Raw genomic sequence first — 17,949 nt, 5'->3', positions numbered from 1 at the left:
GGACCCCCACCAGGTGGTGGGGCTCCAACCAGCTGCGGTCAATCCGTCCGCGCTCCACGTGGCTCTCAGTCACCCTGTGCTCCCCTCCACAGATCCACCAGCTCGTTACGGCGGGACATGTTCAGTTTGCGCAGGACCTGGAGCATGTGTCCTTCCACGGTGCGGCGAGAGAGCCCCACCTGTTCGGCAATGGACTGGTTGGTCAGACCCGCTGCTGCAAGATCAGCGATCTCACGCTCGCGTGAGGTCAGCACGGCGGCCATGCTCACCGCACGGGCATCCATCTCCCCGGTGCCCACCTCCACCACTTCGTCGTCGGGAAACGGCACCACCGGGCCCGTCCCGGAGGTGTGTCCACGAACTGCTATCAGGCGCTCCAGGTAACCGGCCAGACTCAGATCCCCCATGGCGGCAGCGCTGCGCAGAGCAGCCCGAAGATCGGTGATCTTCTGCCCGTCCAGGGCAACGGCCAACAGCCGCAGACTCTCCGCCCAAGCGCCCTGGCAGCGCTGAGCGGTGACTGTCAACTCACGCACCGCGAACTCGGATCCAGCCCGTGCCAGTGCTTGCAGGAACACCAGGGCCAGCCCGTGGCAACCGCGAACCATGGTGTCATCCGCCCAGCTGCGCCACCTCTGGACTCCGGCTGCCACGTCTCCCAACAGGAATTCAGTCAACCCGCGGAAGTACTCGCCGGTGGCACGGTAGAGATAAGACTCCTGGGCGTGATCGGTGTGATCCATCCGCAGCAGCTCCTTGGCATCAGTGTGCCGACCCACCCATGCGAAGGCCGCTGCGGTGAGGCTGACCACCAGGTGCGGCACGGGAAAGGCCACCGCGTCAGCCGTTGCCTTCAACGCGGCCTCCAGGTACCCCACCGACTTGTGCGGGCGGCCCGTGAGCAACAACAAGGCACCTTTGAGGACGTTGTGCTGCACCCAGGCAGGAGTGTCCGGCAATCCGCCGTCCTGGCCCTGGACCTGCTCCAACAGCTCAGACCACTGTCCGCCGAAAATGGCGGCGATCATGGCCGCATCCTCCGTGTGCTGCTGGGCCAGGCGTGCATTGCGCGCCGCCAGGTCCACACGGACTGCGTGCGTCAGGATGGCCTGCCCATCAGTGGGCCGGCCACACACTGCGTTGGCTTTTGCCGTCAGACCCACCATCAAAGCTCGAGTTGTGCGTTCCACGCTGCGGGCTGCGGAGGCGCGCGCCAGGGAATCCAACAGGGTTTTGTAGTCACCGCGGAAGTTTTCCAGAATCCACCGGGCGGACAGGGCCGCTTCCTCCAGTGCGGCGTTCTGCGCCAGCTCATGGGGTGAATGCTCCGCTGCGGCGGTGCTGCTCATCAGTGCCCGGTGATGCCCCTGTGCCATGGCCAGCAGGGTCTCGAACTCCCCGGTTGCTCGCCGTTGCTGCGTGCTCATGGCGGCCAGCACGTACAGGGCCTCGACTTCACGGATCTGGAGCGGGTGCTGGGGATCCGGCGTGGCATCCAGCAACGGCCTGGCCAGTTCGGTGGCGGCGTCAATCTGCCCCACGCCTGCCAGTGCCAAGGTGTGCAGCCCCCGCAACGGGGCAGCGTGGCCTGGATCCAGAGTTCGGATCAAGGCTTGCACCGTGTTGTAGTCGGCACTCACGGCAGCCGATTCCGCCAGATGCGTGATCCTCACCGGGTCCAGCGGCAGCCCCAGGGCATGGCGCCACAGTTCCAGGTCCGCACGAGCCCCCGCCACCACGCGTGCATCCGTGCTGTACCCGGCAACGACGTCGTAGAGCTCCCGGTCCCGCTGCTCGGAGATCAGTCCGGGGACCAATCCGGCGATCCAGGTGTTAGTCAGCACCACACCGCGGGAAGGGCCCCGGCCCTGCAGGCGCAGCACACCGGTGTCCATCAAGGCATCCAGGTTCTGGGCACCGAACAGGTCGATCAAGACGGAGGCGGGGAACTGACGCAGGCGGGAGAGCACTTGAACAATGCTCACCTGATCGGGATCCAGGCGGGTGGTGGACAGTGCCTGGCACAGCAGCTGTTCACCGTTGTGGACACCGGGATCCGGCAGGTTGTTGCCCACGTTGCTCTGGGCCAACATGTGCCCCAGAGCCGTCACGGCGTGCCCCACCACGCCCTGGGACCTGCGCAAGATGGGGACAGCTTCTGTGATTTCCGGTTCACGGCCCAGGGCTGCTCGCAGCAACTCGGTCACATCGGGCAAGGACAGATCCGGGATTCTGTGATCGGAGATCACGCCGTCTCGCCACAGCTGACTCATGGCACGGCCCGTCAAACGGATCGAGGTGGCCGCCAACAGCAAGGAAATCTCCTGATTACGCGTCAGCTGCGCCAACACATGGCGGTGGGACTCCTGAAGGAGGTGGACGTCATCCACCACCACCAACACCGGTGCGTCCTGAGCGTTGTGGTGCAGCCAGGTACGTGCCCGTTGGAAAGCGCGAACCACGGTGTGCTCAGCACCGTGGCCGTCAGGTGCCGCACGGGTGTCGGATCGCCCGGGTTCTGCGATTTCGGACGGGCCTGAGCTGCTTGCGAGCAGTCCCACGATCTCCTGTGGCAGGCCGGCAGCCGGATCAGCTGGTGATCGACCACCTGGCGGTGCGAGTGTCCACCACCGAATGATGTGTGCCGTGCCCTCCAACCGGGCGCACAGCTGATCCAGCAGCACGGTTTTGCCCACACCCTGTGAGCCCGTGAGCACCATGCTGGGCCCGTGGGTGTCCCACTCCCACGAGCTGGCCAGTGCTCGCAGAAAAGCCGCCCTGCTGGGCAGTTTGACGGTCAGGACGCCATCAGCGGGATTCATTCCCGCTCCACGCCGGCTTGCATCAGGGCAGCCTCCGTGGCCACCCAGGCCAGCGCTGCGCATTTGACCCGTGCCACGAACTTGGCCACGCCGGCAAAGGCCACACCATCGCCCAACAGTTCCTCGTCCGGCTCCGCGCTCCCCCGGGAACGCAGCATCTCCCGGAAACCGTCAATCTGGCGGCGCAGGGTGTGGACATCGGTCTGTGGAGCCATCTCCGCCAGGACGGATGCTGCCGCCATGGAGATGGAACAGCCGTCCCCCTGCCAGGTCAAAGACGTCACGGTGTCACCGTCCAACCCCACCCGAACCAGGATCTGGTCCCCGCAGGTGGGGTTGAACTCGTGATGGGTGCCGGCGGCCGATTCACCGGGCAGCAGGGTGGCATCGGCTCCGGCCAACCCCTCCCCGATTCTCCGCTTGGAATGATCCAGAATCACGTCCTGGTACATCTGGTCCAAAGCACTCATGGTGTGGGTGACTCCTCGTCAGTGGTCAAGTCGGAACAAGCGGGGGTAGAGCCGAGGCTGGTTCAGTCCTCCAGGCGGAAATACCGCCGCACCCCGGCCAGCTCGTTCAGGAAGCGGTCGACGTCATCGGTGGTGTTGTAGAGGTAGGTGCTGGCTCGGGTGGTGGCCGTGACCCCCAGGCGCCGGTGCAGGGGCTGGGCGCAGTGGTGACCCACGCGCACCGCCACACCGGCCACGTCAAGCAACTGACCGACGTCGTGGGCATGGACACCCTCCACCACCACGGAAGCCAGGCCCACCCGGTCCACTCCGGGTTGCGGACCGATCAGGCGGATCCCGGCAAGCTGCGCGACTCCGGCCGCCAGACGTTGACCCAGCTCGGACTCCCACGTGGCCACGTTCTCCATGCCCACAGCGTCCAGGAACCGCACCGCCTCCGCCAGGGCAACGGCCTGGGAGATGCGCTGGGTGCCGGCTTCAAATCGTGTGGGGGCGGGCAGGTATTCGCTGCGTTCCATGGTCACGGAGGTGATCATGGAACCGCCGGTCAGGAACGTGGGCAGGACATCCAACAGCTCGGCACGCCCGTACAGGGCACCAATACCAGTGGGACCCAGCATCTTGTGACCGGAGAACGCCGCAAAATCCACACCCAGCTCATGGAAATTCACCGGCAGGTGCGGCACCGATTGGCATGCGTCCAGCACTGTGAAGGCCCCGACCTTGCGGGCGGCATCCACCAGCGCGGCGACGTCGTTGACTGCACCGGTCACGTTGGAGACGTGGGTGAAGGACACCACGCGGGTTTGCTCGGTGATCACAGAATCCACGGCGGGCAGATCCAGGACACCGTGGTCGTCAACCGGGATCCAGCGCAGCTCGGCCCCGGTTCGGGCGCACAACTCCTGCCAGGGCACCAGATTGGCGTGGTGTTCGGATTCCGTCACCACAATCTGGTCTCCGGGCCCCAGACGGAACTGCTGGGAGGCCTCTCCCGCGCCGTTGCTACCCGCTGAGGCGTTGGAGAAGGCGTACGTGATCAGGTTGATCGCCTCGGTGGCGTTGGAGGTCCACACGATCTCCCGGGGACCCGCTCCCACAAAGTTCGCCACGGTCTCGCGTGCCTGCTCAAAAGCGTCAGTGGCCTCCACAGCCACCGTGTGTGCCCCGCGGTGAACGGCCGAATAGGAGGAGCGGAGGAAGTCGAACTCGGCATCCAGCACGGACTGCGGGCGTTGGGAGGTGGCACCGGAGTCCAGGTACACCAGCGGTTGGTCCATCACGGAGCGTTGCAGGAGGGGGAACTGTGCTGCCAGCTCCCGTGCGCGCTCGTTGTTCAGCGCACCCGGTACGGGGGTGGTCAAAGCTGGGCTGGTGCCGGTGGGCACGGGGAACCTCCTGAGGCTGCTGTGGCTCGGGCTGACGCGGATCATGCGCGGGTGGGCGCTCGTTCACGGCCACCTTCACCGTATCGAGCCTCCATTACTCAACGTTAGACCAGCTCAACACTTGAGTAACGTTTTGTCCTCCCCAATTGACGACGACGCTGGGATGTGTCCCGCCTCAACGCATGGTGTCGGGGGCTGCGATCTCCCACCCTCAACGGGCGTGGACTGCGTTCTGTGCGGCCTTCAGGCCGTGGTCGATGATCTGCTCGACGGCATCCGCGGAACGCTCCAGCAGCAGCGGCAGATCAGCTTGTTCCGTACTGGTGAAGGGCTTGAGCACAAAGTCAGCGGTGTCCATGCGTCCCGGGGGCCGTCCCACCCCCACCCGCACGCGCAGGTAGTCCTTGCTCCCGCAGGCCTTGGAGATGTCCCGCAGTCCGTTGTGGCCACCTTCGCCTCCGCCGCGTTTGAGCTTGATGGCGTCGAAGTCGATGTCCACCTCGTCATGGACCACCACCAGGTTCTCCAGAGTTGCGCCAAAGAACTTCAGCACGGAGGCCACGGGCCCACCGCTGAGGTTCATGTAACTCATGGGCTTGACCAGAACCAGTCGGGGACCGCCCGGGCGCAGACGCGTTTCCACCATCTGTGTGCGGGTCTGCTTGTGCACCGTGAACTTCTGGCCCGTTCGTGCCGCCAGTTCGTCCAGGACCATCTGACCCACGTTGTGGCGGGTGCGTTCATACTGCGGGCCGGGGTTGCCCAGTCCCACCACTATCCATCGTTCAGTCACGGACACCATTCTCCATGTTCACGCTGATCGCTGCGCCGGACGGTCCAAGAACCGGACGGCACCCGGGGGATCTCCCCCGGGTGCCGTCCGTGGCAGGATGACGGTCAGGCCGCCATCTGCAAAGAATCACTCGTCGTCCGAGGACTCCTCGGAAGCCTCGGCCTCAGCGACCTCGCCCTCTTCACCTTCGGCTTCTTCACCCTCGGCCTCGGGCTCTTCGCCCAGGTCCTGCTCGATGGGCTCGGCCACGTTGACCACCAGCATCTCTGCATCGGTGACCAGCTCGACGCCGGAAGGCAGGTTGATGTCGGAGGCGTAGAGGTGCTGCTCGGGTTCGCGGCCCTCCACGGAGAGCTCGAACTGCTCGGGGACCTTGAGGGCATCCACCAGGACGGTCACGGTGGACTCTTCCTGGTTGTACATGGTGCCGGGAGCCACCTCGCCGGTGACAACCAGGGGCACGTCCACCTCAACCTTTTCGCCGCGCTTGACGGTCAGGAGGTCGATGTGGAGGATCTCCGGGCGGATCGGGTGACGCTGGATGTCCTTGAGCATGCACAGGTGCTCACCGTCGGCCAGGACCTCAATCACGGCGTTGGCGTTACGGGCAACCAACATCATCTCGTGGCCCGGCAGGGACACGTGGATGGGATCGTGGCCATGACCGTAGATCACGGCGGGGATCTGGTCGTTGGCGCGGATGCGGCGGGCGTAGCCCTTGCCGAAATCGGTGCGGACTTCACCGGGAATGCGAATGACGTCAACCATGCTGGTTCGACTCCTCACGGGTTGTGCTGGGTACCTGATGGATCAGGCATGTTCTTCACGTACGTTGCGCCGGCCACAGGCGACCGGCTCATCATCGTTCAGATGATTCCGACGTCACAGCCCACGCGGGTCTGTTCCTGACGGAATCCTCAGCAGATTCGAACCAGCCTCGTCGATCACGGGACGCTGATGCACACGCACCTGCGATCCCCTCGCCTCGGCAACCGGGAAATACTAGCACGCAGGGCGCGAAGTGCCCCTGACATGCTGTGATTCACACCACCATCCCAAGAATTAGATGATTTGGACACATCTGGGGACGCCTGAAAGCGAACCCACCTCTTAGGATGGAGACGTCTGAAAGCACCTCAACGTGGTGACGGGTGATGGGGATCTCCGCGGCACGTCCAGAGGCTGGATGACCAACAGAAGTCGTCGTCTGCAACAAGGTCGGTCCTCGCGGTGACACGTGGGAACCGTCGTCGTTCTTGGGGAACGGCAGCTGATTGACCACGGTGCACTGCCGCGCTCCATGGGCTGAATCTGGGGAGGGGCACCCGCCCCGCGGTCGCAGGTGTTCGCCGTCGTCGCTTCTGGTGTGCGCTGAAATCCAGCGCCAACGTTCTGTGGTTCTTCTCGAGGGGGAGGAAGAAGTGATGGCCAGTGTCACCGACTCATCGGTGGACGGCATGAGTCCGCACCATGATGCTCATGCCGGCAAGCGCAACGGTCCCGGTGGCGATCGCAGCCACGCCCGCGGCCCGGCGCCGGCGCAGCTACCCATCAACGGGGACGGCTCACCGGTACAGCCCAGCACCGGCCCCGTGGAGGTGATTCGCCGCTCCACGGACGGTCAGGCACCCACCCGCTCCGGGTCAACCTCCACCTCGGCCTCCGGCACCGCCATGAGCACAGAGCGCATCCCGGGGAAAACCCCCGCCGTGCGCCCTGCGGCCGGTGGCGGAAGCGATGACTGGCGCTCCCGGTACGTGTGGTCCATGCGGATCACTGACGCCGTGGCCATTGCGGCCACCGTTCTCATGGCACAACTGGGCCGATTCGGCGCGGACGGCATCCGCGGCGGAAGCGATCTGGTCTGGGGTGGCGTGAACGTCAGCTACTGGTTTGTGGGCATCCTGTTGGCTGTCCTGTGGTGGACCTGGTTGGAACTGCGCGGAACGCGCGCGGTCCGGCTGATCGGCTACGGCATGGAAGAGTCCCGGGAGGTCTCCTCTGCGGTGTTGATCTTCTTCAGCGCAGTGGCCATCTTCTCCTTTGCCCTGTCCCTGCCGTTTGCCCGCGGGTACGTGCTCATCGCCTTGCCCGCAGGCCTGGTGCTGCTCATCCTGGGGCGCTGGTGCCTGCGGACCTACTTGCTCCACGGGCGGCGCCGCCGGCGCTCCGGAATGTCACGCACCATGGTGGTGGGGCGCCAACGCGGCGCGCTGGAAACCGTGCAGTCCCTCCAAGACCACGTCGAGGCCGGCCTGGCACCGGTGGTGGCCTACTACCCCGTCGGCAAGCAGCCCATCCCGGAAAAGTTGGCCACCGTGGACGTGCGCAACGCACTGTCCCAGGGAGAACGTCCCACCGTGGCCGGAATCCTGGAGGCGGCTCACCGCAACCGCGTCCAGGCGCTGGTGCTGACCAACAACTCTCCACTGAGCTCGGCGGAGATTCGCCACCTCAGCTGGTACCTGGCGGATGCGCGCATTCGTCTGATCCTCAACACCGGCCTGACCGATGTGGCAGGTCCGCGCATCCACACCCAGCAGCTGGCCGGGCTGCCCCTGATCCATGTGTCCACTCCGCGGATGTCCTGGTCCCGGCGCCTGCTCAAGCGCGGCATGGACGTGGCGGGTGCGCTGGCAGCTCTGCTGATCCTCTCCCCAGTCATGCTGGTGGTGGCGGCCATGGTCAAGGCCCATGACCGTGGCCCGGTGTTCTTTGGCCAGGAACGTGTGGGCCTGGACGGTAGCCGGTTCAAGATGCTGAAGTTCCGCTCCATGTACACGGATGCCGAGGAACGCAAAGCCGCTCTTCTGGCCGCCAACGAATCCCAAGGGGATGTCCTGTTCAAGATGAAGGACGATCCCCGTGTGACCAAGCCTGGCAAGGTGCTGCGCCGTTACAGCCTGGATGAGCTGCCGCAGTTCGTGAACGTGCTCAAGGGAGAGATGTCCCTGGTGGGTCCCCGTCCGCCGCTTGAATCCGAGGTGGACAAGTACGAGGACTACGTTCACCGCCGCCTTCGTGTGAAGCCGGGCATCACCGGGCTGTGGCAGGTTTCCGGCCGCTCGGATCTGGACTGGGACCAGTCCGTCCGCCTGGACCTCTACTACGTGGAGAACTGGTCCGTTCTGGAGGACGTGCTGATCCTGCTGCGCACCGTCAAGGCGGTCTTTGCACCGTCCGGCGCCTACTGACCAGCCATGACCTTGGCTCTATAACAAAACGGTCACGTTATACTCTCTTCGGTTCGGCCCGCGCTTCCCCTCCCCCATGGGCCGGATGTCCCCCCGACGATAGGCAACAGCGTGAACCTGTCCCGCACCAAGCCGCGCATTCCCCGTGCCGCGGCCACCGCAACACTGTCCCTGACCGCATCTCTGTCACTGATCGTCACCGGTTTGGCGGCGGTCTCCCCCACGTGGGCCGCCGAAAAACCGGTGCCCTCCGTGGTCAATGAACACACCACCCAGGAAGGCACTCCCCAGGGCGAATTGACGCTCACCGACGGGGACGTGGTTTCCTACGACGCCGACGCCGTGGCCTCCTACGATGCCCCGCACCTGCCGGATCAGGCTCCCACCACCGGCGACGACACACCCGGAGCAACCATGGGCATGTATCAGAAGAGCGTGGATGCAGCCGCTCATCTGTCCCCGGACTCTGAGCGATCCATGAAGGAGATCGAGCAGAGCACCGGTGGCGCATCTGAGACGCCCGGATCCTCCGCCCAGCCCGGTGCCACGCGGGAGGATGGCGCGGCGTCGTTCTCCAGCGCCATGAGTCCCGCCGGTGCCATGTCCCTGGTTCAGGTCAACGGCGCCTGGCAGCCTGCCGGGATCCAAGGCATGGACGTCTCCGGTTGGCAGCCTGCTGTGAACTGGAGCAGCGAGTACGCCATGGGTGCCCGGTTCGCCTACATCAAGGCCACGGAAGGCACCAGTTACCGCTCCCCCACCTTCAACAGCCAGTACATCGGCTCCTATCAGGTGGGAATGATCCGCGGCGCTTATCACTTTGCGATTCCCACCAGGACCTCCTCCGGCGCTGCCCAGGCCGATTATTTTGTGAACAACGGTGGTGGCTGGTCCGCTGACGGGCGGACGCTGCCCGGGCTGCTGGACATCGAGTACAACCCGTACCCGGCCTACGGGAACATCTGCTACAACCTGACCCAGGCAGAAATGCGCAGCTGGATCAAGGATTTCTCCGACCGCTACAAGCAGCGCACCGGTCGCGTGCCCGCCATCTACACCACCACGGACTGGTGGATCCAGTGCACCGGCAACACGCAGGTGTTCAACGATCACCCGTTGCACATTGCTCGATGGACCACCTCCCCGGGGCGGATGCCCAACGGGTGGAACACCTACGACATCTGGCAGTACTCGGAGACGGGCCCGTTCTCCGGTGACTCCAATGTGTTCGGTGGTTCCTGGGCCCAGCTGCAGGACCTGGCCACCAACGCCAACTACAAGCCCCTGGGTGGGCGCACGCCGGCAACCGCGGCTGGCCCGTTCAGCGACGTCGCAGCCACCAACCAGTTCGCCCGGGAGATCACCTGGGCCCGCGACCGCGGCCTGCTCAACGGGTGGCCCGATGCAACGTTCCGGCCCACCCAGCCCATTGACCGCGATGCCATGGCTGCTGTTGCCTACCGCATGGCAGGTTCCCCGGCCTACACGCCGCCCGCTCGATCTCCCTACACGGATGTTTCCACCTCCCACCCCTTCTACAAGGAGATCACCTGGGCCCGTTCCCGCGGCCTGCTCACGGGCTGGAACGACGGCTCATTCAGACCCAATGCCAACATCACCCGAGATGCCACGGCAGCACTGCTCTACCGGATGGCCGGTCGCCCGGCCTACACCGCGCCTGCGGCGTCCCGGTTCAGGGATGTGCAGCCCGGGCAACAGTTCTACCGAGAGATCCATTGGCTTGCTGATCGCGGTGTCACCACCGGCTGGGCGGACGGCACCTACCGTCCCGTGACCACCACCAACCGTGACGCCATGGCTGCCTTCCTCTACCGGTATTCCCGATAGGAGCCCTGCCCCACAACCGCTGAGACCCATTCACCCCAACCCGGTGGTGCCTGCCGAAACCCATGGGCAGGCACCACCGCAGTCACACCCCATTCACAACATCTTTCCGGTTGCACCCAGGACGCCACAGCGGCCTTCCCCTCCAGGGTTGAGTCCAACCTGTGCCTGAAAGGACCCATGCCTCATGCGTAAAACCCGTCATCTTCTGGCCGGAGCCGCTCTGGCCGCGGCTGCCGTCACGGCAGTTCCCATGGCGCTGACCACCCCCGCTCACGCGGCCCAGCAGGACATTGTCAACGCTTCCCAGTCCACCCTGGACGGGCATCGGCAGACCATCCTGAACGAAATCAACAAGTACCGCAGCTCCCGCGGGTTGGCGCCGGTCAAGTACTCACCCACGCTCACCGGGATCTCCCAGGACGAATCCAACCGAGCAGTCCGGGAGGAGAACTACAACCACTCCAACAACTTCCTGCGCGATTCCCGATTCCGTGGGGCCACCACCATGCGGGAAATCACCGCTCTGGAATACAGCGTGAACCCGGTGGCCCTGGTGACCTGGTGGAAGAACTCCCCGTCGCACAACGCCGTGCTTCTGGACCCCAAGGTGACCGTGGTGGGCATTGGAGTGACTCTTGCCGACGGCAGCCTGACCAACACCCGGCAGCCTTGGCGAATCGTCTCCGTGGTCAACGGTGGCGGCTACGCCAACGGTGGTCAGCCCTCCGACACGCGCACTTCAGTGACCGGCACCCCGGCACCGGCGGCAGCACCCGCCGCCGCACCGAGCCCCCAGCAGACGGCCGTGACGCCGCAGGCAGTGGCCGGTCCTTTCGCTGACGTGGCCGGCAACCAGCAGCACGCATCAGCCATCAGCTGGGTCAAGTCCAAGGGGCTACTCACCGGCTGGCCGGATGGCACGTTCCGCCCGCACCAGGCCATCGATCGTGACGCCATGGCGGCCGTGGCCTACCGGATGGCAGGTTCACCCGCCTTCACCGCTCCGGCACAGTCCCCGTACTCGGACGTGGCCGTGAACCACCCTTTCTACAAGGAGATCACCTGGGCCAACTCCCGGGGTCTGCTCACGGGTTGGTCGGATGGAACGTTCCGACCCAACGCTGACATCACGCGAGATGCCACGGCGGCCTTGTTCTACCGCATGGCAGGATCGCCCGCCGTGGGTTCGGCGTCGTCGTTCGCGGATGTGAGCGCAGATCAACCGCACGCCCAGGCCATCACCTGGATGGCAACAACCGGTGTGGCCAAAGGCTGGTCTGACGGCACCTACCGCCCCACCCAGACCACCAACCGAGACGCCACGGCGGCCTTCATCCAGCGCTACTCCAGCTGATTGCTGCCCCGCCAGAAACGTGTGCGGCCCGTGTCCCTTGACGGGGCACGGGCCGCACACGTTGTGGTCAGTCACCGCTGAAGCCGAGGCTCCGGGTTTGCTGCACAGTTCATGCGGTCAGGAGTGACCGTTGAACAAGCTGGTGACCGAACCGTCCTCGAACACTTCCTGGATGGCGCGTGCCAACAGAGGCGCGATGGAGAGCACGTGAAGGTCCTCGAACCGGTGCTCCTCCGGCACGGGCAAAGTGTCCGTGACCACCACGGCGCGGGCACCGCAGTTGGACAGACGCTCCACGGCGGGGTCGGAGAACACCCCGTGGGTGGCGGCGATGATGACGTCCTTGGCGCCGTGTTCCCGCAAGACCTTCACAGCTCCCGCGATGGTCCCGGCGGTGTCGATCATGTCGTCGATCAGTACGCAGGTACGGCCCTTGACCTGGCCCACCACTTCCTTGGACTCGGCCTGGTTGGGGCGGGTGATGTCACGGGTCTTGTGCACAAAGGCCAGAGGGGTGTGGCCCAGCAGCTCTGCCCACATCTCAGCCACACGCACACGGCCGGTGTCCGGGGAAACCACGGTGACGGCGTCGTCGCCCACCAGGCTCTGGACGTGCTCGGCCAGGATCGGGATGGCCATCAGGTGATCCACGGGCCCGTCAAAGAAACCCTGGATCTGGGCGGTGTGCAGGTCCACGGACATCAAACGGTCGGCACCAGCGGTCTTGTAGAGATCAGCCATCAGGCGGGCCGAAATCGGCTCACGGCCGCGGTGCTTCTTGTCCTGGCGGGCGTAGGGGTAGAACGGAGACACCACGGTGATGGACTGGGCGGAGGCCCGCTTGAGAGCATCCAGCATCAGCAGCTGCTCCATCATCCACTGGTTGATGGGGGCCGGGTGGGACTGGATCAGGAAGGCGTCTGCGCCACGAACGGACTCACCAAAGCGAACGTAGGTCTCACCGTTGGCAAAATCGTACGCATCCGTGGGCACCAGTTCCGTGCCCAGCTCAGCGGCCACGTCTTCGGCCAGCTGCAGGTGGGCCCGCCCTGAGAGCAACACCAATCGATTGGCACCTGAGTTGAGGATCCCGGTCATCGTGACTCGCTTTCTGAAGCGTTCCTAATCGGTGGTTACTGCTGGTGGGTCTGATGAAGTTGTGGGTTCAGTCCGTGTGGTGCGTGTCCGCCTGGGCGCCGGCTGCCTGCGCTGCTTCAGCGGCGGCAGTTCCTGGCCGGTTGTCCACCACCCAGTTCTCCACGATCACCTGGCGCCCCTCCGTCAAGGCCAAGGCCCCTGCGGGAACGTCCTTGCGGACCGTGGTGGAAGCCCCTGAATAAGCGCCGTCTCCCACGGTCACCGGTGCCACGTACATGTTGTCCGAACCCATGCGTACGTGGTTTCCAATGGTAGTCCGGTGCTTGTTCACGCCGTCGTAGTTGACGAACACGCTGGCGGCACCAATGTTGGAGTGCTCACCGATGGTGGCATCCCCCACGTAGGACAGGTGCGGGATCTTGGAACCGGTACCGATCTGGGCGTTCTTGGTTTCAACGTAGGCACCGATCTTGCCCTTGGCGCCCAGTTCCGTCCCCGGACGCAGGTAGGCGAACGGGCCCACGGAGGCGCCCTCCCCAATGCTTGATTGCAAACCGTGGGTGCGCACCACCGTGGCGCCGGGACCCACGCGAACATCCGTGAGCGTGGTGTCCGGTCCCACGACGGCGTCCTCACCGATCGAGGTCACGCCGTGCAGCTGGGTGTTGGGGTGGATCACGGCATCCCGTGCAATGGCAACATCCGCGCCGATCCACGTGGTGGCAGGGTCCACAATGGTCACGCCGTTGCGCATGTGCATCTCAGCGGTGCGCTGACGCAAGTAGGCGCCGAGCTCGGAGAGCTGGACGCGGTCATTGGCGCCTTCCACCTCCATGTGGTCATCCATGACCAAGGCATCCACGGTGCCACCCTGGGCACGGGCCAACTTGGGCACGTCCGTCAGGTACATCTCCCCCTGGGCGTTGTTGGTGTCCACCTGGGCCAGGGCATCACGCAGCACGCCTGCGTCAAAGGCAAAGATTCCGGAGTTGATCTCCGTGACGGCACGTTCTTCCTCCGTGGCGTCCTTGAACTCTCGGATGTCCAGGAAGTTCCCGGCGTCGTCGCGCAGGATGCGGCCGTACTTCTCCGGTGCCGGGTGCAGGGCCGTCAACACCGTCACGGCGTTGTCATGGGAATCGTGGTGGGTGACCAGCTTGCGCAGAGTCTCAGCGGTCAACAGCGGGACATCGCCGTAGGTGACCACCACGGTGCCCTCCAGGGGCGCCTTCTCATCCAACTTCTGCAGGCCGGCCAGCACTGCCGAACCGGTCCCGGGAAGATCCGACTGGTCAGCGATCAGGGCTTGAGGGTCAAAATCCAGAACGTGCTGGGCAACACGGTCGCGGTCATGGCGGACCACCACCACCAGACGTTGTGGCTCCAGGGTGCGGGAGGCGGCCAAGGAGTGGCCCACCATGGAACGTCCACCGATGTCATGCATGATCTTGGGCAACTTGGACTTCATGCGAGTGCCCTGACCTGCAGCCAGGACAATCACTGCGGCCGGTTCGGTTGCTGCAAAGGTGGTCTCGGAAGTGCTCACAGTGCCAAAACTCCTGGGATGGACCGGCCCTCGCGGTGTCTGCGGCGTTCACTTGTTGGACGTCACGGGCACAGTGCGTTGATCGAGTAGAGGGCATCGACTGGTGTCGATGAGTTCCGCCTCTAGGATTCGAACCTAGACTCCACGGCTCCAAAGGCCGGGGTGCTGCCGTTACACCAAGGCGGAGCGCCGTGACCTGGAGTCATCCACCCGGATCAACCTTGGATCCACCGGAAGAGCACCTGGATTTCCACGGCGGTGCACCACGTGCACGGTGAGCAACCCTATCATTTGGCCACCACCCCGCTCCCTCCTGCCGCAGGTGTGATCTTGGGTCTCCGGGAGGCCCCCGAAACGGCAGAACTCACCCGCCCGGGCGCAGGAAGACTGCCGAGTCCGTAGGCTGGTGCGGTGGCTCATTTGTTGAACGGCGAAAACCTCTCCCTGTCCTTCCCCACCCGCACCGTGCTGGAGGGCGTGACCGTGGGGATCGACGGCGGTGACCGCATAGGAATTGTGGGCCGCAACGGTGACGGCAAATCCACGCTCATGAAAATCCTTGCAGGGCGCCTACAACCTGACTCCGGACGGGTGACCTCCCGCTCCGGAACCCGCATCGGCATGCTGGACCAGGCCGACGTCCTGGATCCGGCGCTGACGGTCGGGCAGGCCGTCGTCGGGAATCGGGAAGAACACGAGTGGGCCGGGGACGCCAAGGTCCGCGACGTCATTGGCGGGCTGGTGGCCGATCTGGACTGGAACGCGCGCGTGGGTGAACTCTCCGGCGGTCAGCGCCGCCGTACCGCGCTGGCCGGGCTGCTGACCCAGGACTGGGACGTGTTGTTCCTGGACGAACCCACCAACCACCTGGATGTTGAGGGCATCGCCTGGCTGGCCCAGCACCTGAACAACCGGTGGCCGCGCAATCAGGGCGGTTTGCTGGTGGTCACCCACGACCGTTGGTTCCTGGACGAAATCTCCACCTCCACGTGGGAGGTCCACGACCGCATCGTGGAGCCATTCGAAGGCGGATACGCGGCATACGTGCTGCAGCGGGTGGAACGTGACCGGCAGGCCGCTGTGGCCGAGGCCAAGCGTCAGAACCTGATGAAGAAGGAGCTGGCCTGGCTGCGCAGGGGCGCGCCGGCCCGGACCTCCAAGCCCAAGTTCCGCATTGACGCCGCCAATGAGCTCATTGCGGACGTCCCTCCCCCGCGTGACACCGTGGAACTGTCCCGCATGGCGGTCTCCCGCCTGGGCAAGCGGGTGGTGGACCTGGAGGACGTGGGAGTGACCTACGACGGCGCTGCCGCTGGGTTTTCCGCCGACGACGAATCTGTGGCCTCGACCGAACCACGCGAAGTCCTGCGGAAGATCACCTGGCGGATCGGCCCCGGTGAACGCACCGGGATCCTGGGCCGCAACGGGGCCGGCAAGTCCACATTGCTGCACCTTGTCACCGGCGAGTTGGAGCCCACCACCGGGCGAGTGGTGCGTGGCAAGACCGTCAAGGTGGCCGTGTTGACCCAGCAGTTGCGGGAACTGGATGAGGTTGCAGATGACCGCCTTTCTGATGTGATCGGGCGCAAGAAGACCTCCTACGTGGCCGATGGCAAGGAGATGACGCCAGGTCAGCTGCTGGAACGCCTGGGCTTCACCAGCGCCCAGTTGTCCACGCCGGTGCGGGAACTCTCCGGCGGTCAGAAGCGCCGCCTGCAGCTGCTGCTGATCCTGCTGGATGAACCCAACGTGCTGGTCCTGGACGAGCCTACCAACGATCTGGACACGGACATGCTGGCCGCCATGGAAGACCTGCTGGACACCTGGCCCGGCACTTTGTTGGTGGTTTCCCACGACCGTTATCTGTTGGAGCGCATCACGGACCAGCAGTACGCCGTACTCAACGGAGGATTCCGGCATCTGCCAGGCGGTGTGGACGAGTACCTGAAATTGGCTGCCGCAGCCGATACCGGTGCTGCGGCGTCCAACCCGTTGTCAGCTGACGCCTCCTCGCCCACTGAGGCTGCTTCCACTGCCGACGACGGCCCGCGATTGAGTGGGGCGCAAGCCCGTGCCGCTCAGAAGGAAGTCGGGGCCGTGGAACGCCGGATGGAGAAGCTCTCTGGGCTGATCCAGGACAAACATCAGGAGATGGCAGACCACGACCAGTCGGACTTTGAAGGCCTGGGTGCCCTGACGGCCGAGTTGCACGCACTGGAGCGGGAGAACACCGAGCTCGAGGAACGCTGGTTGGAGCTCTCCGAACAATTGTGAGACGCAACCTTATGCATGCGTGGAGACAGGCCTCATATGGCGCTGTCTCCACGCATACATAAGGTTGCGTCGGCCAAGGGGGTAGAAACAGCACCTCCCACCCGGCTGCGACTTGGGGTTGGATGATCACGGAAACATCCGCTCGTTGAAGGAGTCTGCCGTGCGCGGAGTCATCATGGAAAAGCCTGGCGTCATCACGGTGGTGGACCGGGAGGACCCCACCATTGTTGAGCCCAACGATGCGGTCATTCGCATCACCGCCACCTGCATCTGCGGGTCTGACCTGTGGCCCTACCGTGGGATCGAACCTGCCGATCACCTCAAGATGGGCCACGAATACGTGGGAGTCGTGGAAGAAGTCGGCTCCCAGGTGACCACTGTGGCCCCCGGTGATCACGTGGTTGGTTCCTTTGTGATCTCGGACAACACCTGCGAAATCTGCCAGGCCGGCTTCCAGTCCAAGTGCGTGCACGCCGAATTCGTCCACGGCGGGATCGGCACCCAGGCACAGAAAGCCCGAATCCCGTTGGCTGACGGAACCCTGGTCAAGACCCCGGGTGAACCCGATCCGGAGATCGTCCCGTCCCTGCTGGCTGCATCCGATGTTCTGGGCACCGGCTGGTTCGCCGCTGTGGGTGCTGAGGTCGGCCCCGGAAAGACCGTGGCCGTGGTGGGCGATGGCGCGGTGGGCCTCATGGCCATCCTGGCCGCCCAGCAGTTGGGTGCCGAGCGCATCATGGCCATGTCCCGCCACCCCAAACGCCAGGAGCTGGCCCGCGCCTTTGGCGCCACGGACGTTGTGGAGGAACGCGGGGACGACGGCGTGGCCAAGATCCGTGAACTGACCAACGGGTTGGGCGCGCACTCGGTGATCGAGGCCGTGGGCACCCAGGAGTCCTTCATGCAGGCCGTAGGCGCCACCCGCGGCGGTGGCCATCTGGGCTACGTGGGCGTGAACTACGACGTCTCCATCCCCGGTATCCAGCTGTTCTTCGCCGGCATCCACACGGTGGGCGGCCCTGCACCGGTGCGGCGCTTTCTGCCGGATCTGATCCAGCTGATCTGGGACCGCAAGATCGACCCCGGACAGGTTTTTGACCTGACCCTCCCTTTGGAGGCTCATCGCAAATGAGAGTGTAGAAGCGGTCTGAACCCTCCCGTG

The 17,949-nt window shown here is 64.9% G+C and carries 12 protein-coding genes and 1 tRNA gene; 5 read left to right on the top strand and 8 right to left on the bottom strand.

The features are described from left to right. Positions 1 to 65: 65 nt before the first annotated feature. The 5 genes from L979_RS05300 to L979_RS05280 form a co-directional block, all read right to left on the bottom strand. Complete coding sequence (locus tag L979_RS05300; RefSeq protein ID WP_047690132.1) at positions 66 to 2,822, bottom strand: helix-turn-helix transcriptional regulator; 2,757 nt, start codon at positions 2,820 to 2,822, stop codon at positions 66 to 68. Further along, positions 2,819 to 3,292 (bottom strand): Fe-S cluster assembly sulfur transfer protein SufU, encoded by a 474-nt coding sequence (gene sufU, locus L979_RS05295; protein ID WP_047690129.1) that lies wholly within the window; start codon positions 3,290 to 3,292, stop codon positions 2,819 to 2,821. Before sufU ends, L979_RS05300 begins: the two co-directional genes overlap by 4 nt. Positions 3,293 to 3,354: 62 nt before the next feature. Continuing rightward, complete coding sequence (locus L979_RS05290) at positions 3,355 to 4,680, bottom strand: SufS family cysteine desulfurase (RefSeq protein WP_369792974.1); 1,326 nt, start codon at positions 4,678 to 4,680, stop codon at positions 3,355 to 3,357. A gap of 211 nt (positions 4,681 to 4,891) precedes the next feature. Then, positions 4,892 to 5,473 carry an aminoacyl-tRNA hydrolase gene (gene pth, locus L979_RS05285; RefSeq protein ID WP_047690144.1) on the bottom strand — a complete coding sequence of 194 codons (582 nt, stop codon included), beginning with the start codon at positions 5,471 to 5,473 and terminating at the stop codon, positions 4,892 to 4,894. 126 nt (positions 5,474 to 5,599) lie between these two features. Continuing rightward, positions 5,600 to 6,241: a 50S ribosomal protein L25/general stress protein Ctc gene (locus L979_RS05280; protein WP_047690126.1), complete on the bottom strand. Its 642-nt coding sequence runs from the start codon at positions 6,239 to 6,241 to the stop codon at positions 5,600 to 5,602. Positions 6,242 to 6,897: 656 nt separating this feature from the next. Between L979_RS05280 and L979_RS05275 the strand changes: the two genes are divergently transcribed. The 3 genes from L979_RS05275 to L979_RS14480 all read left to right on the top strand — a co-directional run bounded on the left by L979_RS05275 (position 6,898) and on the right by L979_RS14480 (position 11,869). Next, a complete protein-coding gene (locus tag L979_RS05275) occupies positions 6,898 to 8,667 on the top strand; it encodes a sugar transferase (protein ID WP_231559408.1) in 1,770 nt (589 codons plus the stop codon). A 111-nt stretch (positions 8,668 to 8,778) separates the two neighbouring features. Further along, positions 8,779 to 10,515, top strand: coding sequence for a GH25 family lysozyme (locus L979_RS05270; protein WP_052209531.1), 1,737 nt, complete (start codon positions 8,779 to 8,781; stop codon positions 10,513 to 10,515). Positions 10,516 to 10,699: 184 nt separating this feature from the next. Beyond that, on the top strand, positions 10,700 to 11,869 hold the full coding sequence (locus L979_RS14480) for an S-layer homology domain-containing protein (protein ID WP_052209530.1): 1,170 nt from the start codon (positions 10,700 to 10,702) through the stop codon (positions 11,867 to 11,869). Positions 11,870 to 11,986: 117 nt separating this feature from the next. On the opposite strand, the gene L979_RS05260 is transcribed toward L979_RS14480, so the two are convergent. From L979_RS05260 to L979_RS05250, 3 genes are all read right to left on the bottom strand, one after another. Next, on the bottom strand, positions 11,987 to 12,967 hold the full coding sequence (locus L979_RS05260; protein WP_047690123.1) for a ribose-phosphate diphosphokinase: 981 nt from the start codon (positions 12,965 to 12,967) through the stop codon (positions 11,987 to 11,989). A 67-nt stretch (positions 12,968 to 13,034) separates the two neighbouring features. Beyond that, on the bottom strand, positions 13,035 to 14,513 hold the full coding sequence (gene glmU / locus L979_RS05255) for a bifunctional UDP-N-acetylglucosamine diphosphorylase/glucosamine-1-phosphate N-acetyltransferase GlmU (RefSeq protein WP_047690120.1): 1,479 nt from the start codon (positions 14,511 to 14,513) through the stop codon (positions 13,035 to 13,037). A 114-nt stretch (positions 14,514 to 14,627) separates the two neighbouring features. Then, positions 14,628 to 14,699 (bottom strand) — tRNA-Gln (locus tag L979_RS05250). A gap of 225 nt (positions 14,700 to 14,924) precedes the next feature. Here L979_RS05250 and L979_RS05245 point away from each other — a divergent pair. Further along, the gene (locus L979_RS05245) at positions 14,925 to 16,787 is read left to right on the top strand and encodes an ABC-F family ATP-binding cassette domain-containing protein (protein WP_047690119.1); all 1,863 of its coding nucleotides are present in this window, start codon (positions 14,925 to 14,927) and stop codon (positions 16,785 to 16,787) included. A gap of 160 nt (positions 16,788 to 16,947) precedes the next feature. Next, positions 16,948 to 17,919 (top strand): alcohol dehydrogenase catalytic domain-containing protein, encoded by a 972-nt coding sequence (locus L979_RS05240; RefSeq protein WP_197052078.1) that lies wholly within the window; start codon positions 16,948 to 16,950, stop codon positions 17,917 to 17,919. The last annotated feature ends 30 nt before the right edge of the window (positions 17,920 to 17,949 follow it).

The sequence above is a fragment of the Kocuria sp. ZOR0020 genome, from assembly GCF_000800955.1.
Taxonomy (GTDB): domain Bacteria; phylum Actinomycetota; class Actinomycetes; order Actinomycetales; family Micrococcaceae; genus Kocuria; species Kocuria subflava.
The sequence above is the reverse complement of the archived record's forward strand: the minus strand, read 5'-3'. Positions and strand labels throughout refer to the sequence as shown.

Coding starts and splice junctions, on each gene's coding strand:
- L979_RS14480 (WP_052209530.1), top strand. CDS start 10,700: ATGCGTAAAACCCGTCATCTTCTGGCCGGAGCCGCTCTGGCCGCGGCT.
- L979_RS05280 (WP_047690126.1), bottom strand. CDS start 6,241: ATGGTTGACGTCATTCGCATTCCCGGTGAAGTCCGCACCGATTTCGGC.
- L979_RS05275 (WP_231559408.1), top strand. CDS start 6,898: ATGGCCAGTGTCACCGACTCATCGGTGGACGGCATGAGTCCGCACCAT.
- L979_RS05260 (WP_047690123.1), bottom strand. CDS start 12,967: ATGACCGGGATCCTCAACTCAGGTGCCAATCGATTGGTGTTGCTCTCA.
- sufU (WP_047690129.1), bottom strand. CDS start 3,292: ATGAGTGCTTTGGACCAGATGTACCAGGACGTGATTCTGGATCATTCC.
- L979_RS05300 (WP_047690132.1), bottom strand. CDS start 2,822: ATGAATCCCGCTGATGGCGTCCTGACCGTCAAACTGCCCAGCAGGGCG.